This window comes from Microcystis sp. LEGE 08355, assembly GCF_015207185.1.
Taxonomy (GTDB): domain Bacteria; phylum Cyanobacteriota; class Cyanobacteriia; order Cyanobacteriales; family Microcystaceae; genus Microcystis; species Microcystis panniformis.
This window is the reverse complement of record NZ_JADEXI010000610.1, coordinates 1-2,691: the sequence shown is the minus strand read 5'-3', so window position 1 is coordinate 2,691 and position 2,691 is coordinate 1. Positions and strand designations below refer to the sequence as shown.

Genomic DNA, 2,691 nt, shown 5'->3' with positions numbered 1-2,691 from the left:
CCCCACACCCCACTGATAACTGATATGTTGATCACCGAAAGTTTAAAAATGGCCGTCTCCACCCTAGGGGCCAATAAAGTGCGAAGCGGCCTGACCATGTTAGGAATTATCATCGGTAACGCTTCAGTAGTGGCCATGATCGGTATTGGCCAAGGGGCGCAAACCTTAGCCAATGACCAGTTTGCTAACTTGGGACCCAATACCCTTTTTGTGGTGCCGGGGTCGCGACAAGCACGCAATACCACCGTTAATTTACCGAAAACCTTGGTTTTAGCCGATGCTCAGGCGATCGCCGAACAGGTTCCCACCGTCGCTGAAGTCGCCCCGGAAATAAACGCTCGTTTCCTGATTTCCTATCGTAATCGCAACATGACGGCTCTAGTGACGGGAAGCACCCCAGAATACGCTTCTGTCCGCAATTTTACCCTAGAAAAAGGTCGTTTGATCAATAATATCGATCTAGCCCGCAACAAACGGGTAACGGTGATCGGCACGGAAGTGGCAGCGCAACTTTTTCCCACCCAAAATCCCCTTGGTCAACAGCTGCGGATCAAAAATCTCAGTTTTGAGGTGATCGGGATTTTAGAGGCGAAAGGCTCCTTTTTTGGCAATAATCAGGATGAAATGCTGATTATTCCCCTTAGCACCATGAACTCGCAACTGGTGGGCAAAACCGGACCCTACGGTGTCGAGTTGAGTTGGATTAGTCTCACCGCACGATCGGGGGAGGAAATCCGGGCTGCTAAGTTCCAAATCGAGAATCTCCTGCGTTTACGCCATAAAATCGTCGCTGAGGATGATTTTCGCGTCGAAACTGCTAAACAGATGATCGAAATCTTCGCCACGATTACCCAGGGTCTCACCCTACTTTTGGCTTTAATCGCCGGTATTTCCCTGATTGTCGGTGGTATCGGGGTGATGAATATTATGCTCGTTTCGGTTTCGGAAAGAACCGGGGAAATCGGACTAAGAAAAGCGATCGGAGCCAGAGAACAGGATATTCTCTTACAATTTCTGATTGAATCAACTCTCGTTTCCATCGCCGGCGGTGCGCTTGGTATTCTCGTCGGTGCAGGAGCGATCGTTCTCGTCTCCAGTTTCTCTCCCCTGGCTGCCACTGTTTCCGCCACCGCCGTCGCCCTGTCTTTGAGTGTTTCCACGGGTATTGGTCTCTTTTTCGGCGTTTTTCCCGCCTATCGTGCCTCTAAATTGGAGCCGATTGTCGCCCTCAGAAGTGTATAATTTTTTAAGTTTTTTCGGGGACGTTTTTGGCAAGGATTGCTTTTATAGCTAAGTAGGTAGGCGTTAAAAGTTGTCAGACACCCCCCTTATCAAGGGGGGCAGGGGGGATCGCCACCCCCCTTATCAAGGGGGGCAGGGGGGATCGAACCTAAAATCCATTTTTAATTTAATTATAACCAGCTACTTAGCCAATTCAAGTCTGAATTGGTAGATTAAAATCCGCCTGGACTTAAATAACTGGGATTTTCCTGTAGGGAAGTATCGAAGGGATTGGGTAAATCTTGGGTGCGAATTAAAGGTCCAGACTGTTGCTGTTGCATGACATCATAGTATAAAGTTTCGGTTAATTTGGCATCCCGAGTAATCAGATTATCGAAATAGGAACCTTGCATAAAAGTACGCCAACCAAAAAGAGAGTTTAACTGTCCTAAAATGTTGGTGTAGTCGTAGAAACGACCCGTATTGTTATTAACAGCGCGGTTAAACAAACCAGGGATATTATTAAATCCTACCGCCGTATCGGGAGAGGGGACAATTTGCAATTGTTGGGTTTTTACCAGTGGGGGATTGGTGGCGGGTGGAGTTTCGGCGATCGCAATAGGCGAACTCAACCAGACTAAACCGGTTAAACAAAACAGGGAAGGAAGTAAAAACTTAGCGCGCATGGGTAAAAATCTCCTCACAGGGATAGGGTTAATTAAAAAATTGCTTCAATGGGATGAGAAAGAAATCAATACTAGCGATCGAGTCAATATATAATGACTTTTGGCTTAATTGTAACCGAAATTTTGGAGTCAGTCAGGCTCCCAATCCTGAAAATATGGCTAATTCCTCGGTAGCGAATCTCGATACTGCTTCCCTGCATCAATTTCTCCTCGATGCTCTTGTCCGTCTTGCCTATCGAGAGGGAGATTTCACCCTGTCCTCAGGACAAAAAAGCAGCTACTATATCAACGGTAAACAAGTTACTCTCAATGCGGAGGGAGCTTTAGCCGTGGGGCGTTTATTGCTGTCCCTACTGCCTCCAGATACCCAAGCGGTGGCAGGATTAACCCTAGGGGCGGATCCGATTGTCAGCGCTGTTAGTGTGGTATCGGCCTACGAAAATCGCCCGATTCCAGCTTTAATCGTCCGTAAAGAGGCAAAAGGTCACGGAACCATGGCTTATATCGAGGGGCCGACTTTAAACCCCGGGGCTGCGGTGGTTGTCCTCGAAGATGTGGTGACAACGGGGAAAAGTGCTATGGTAGCGGTAGAAAGATTACGCAATGCGGGTTATCAAGTAGATTTAATCATTGCTTTGGTGGATAGAGAACAAGGAGGGGCGGAATTTTACCAATCTCAGGGAATACAGTTTCAAGCTTTGTTTTCGATTCGGGACCTACAGGCGGCTTATCATAATAAATAGGGTTTGCGGCAAAAAGTTTTTCCTGGTGGCAGGGTGTGGGG

Annotated in this window: 3 protein-coding genes; 2 read left to right on the top strand and 1 reads right to left on the bottom strand. The window is 47.5% G+C overall.

All coding sequences use genetic code 11. The features are described 5' to 3' along the window. The first annotated feature begins 24 nt into the window (after window positions 1-24). Window positions 25-1,242, top strand: coding sequence for an ABC transporter permease (locus tag IQ242_RS21875; RefSeq protein ID WP_193961393.1), 1,218 nt, complete (start codon window positions 25-27; stop codon window positions 1,240-1,242). Window positions 1,243-1,454: 212 nt separating this feature from the next. Here IQ242_RS21875 and IQ242_RS21870 read toward each other — a convergent pair whose 3' ends face one another. Continuing rightward, window positions 1,455-1,907, bottom strand: a complete 453-nt coding sequence (locus tag IQ242_RS21870) for a porin (protein ID WP_193961392.1) — start codon at window positions 1,905-1,907, stop codon at window positions 1,455-1,457. 53 nt (window positions 1,908-1,960) lie between these two features. Here IQ242_RS21870 and pyrE point away from each other — a divergent pair, with 53 nt between their 5' ends. Further along, window positions 1,961-2,650: an orotate phosphoribosyltransferase gene (pyrE, locus tag IQ242_RS21865; RefSeq protein WP_193961391.1), complete on the top strand. Its 690-nt coding sequence runs from the start codon at window positions 1,961-1,963 to the stop codon at window positions 2,648-2,650. The last annotated feature ends 41 nt before the right edge of the window (window positions 2,651-2,691 follow it).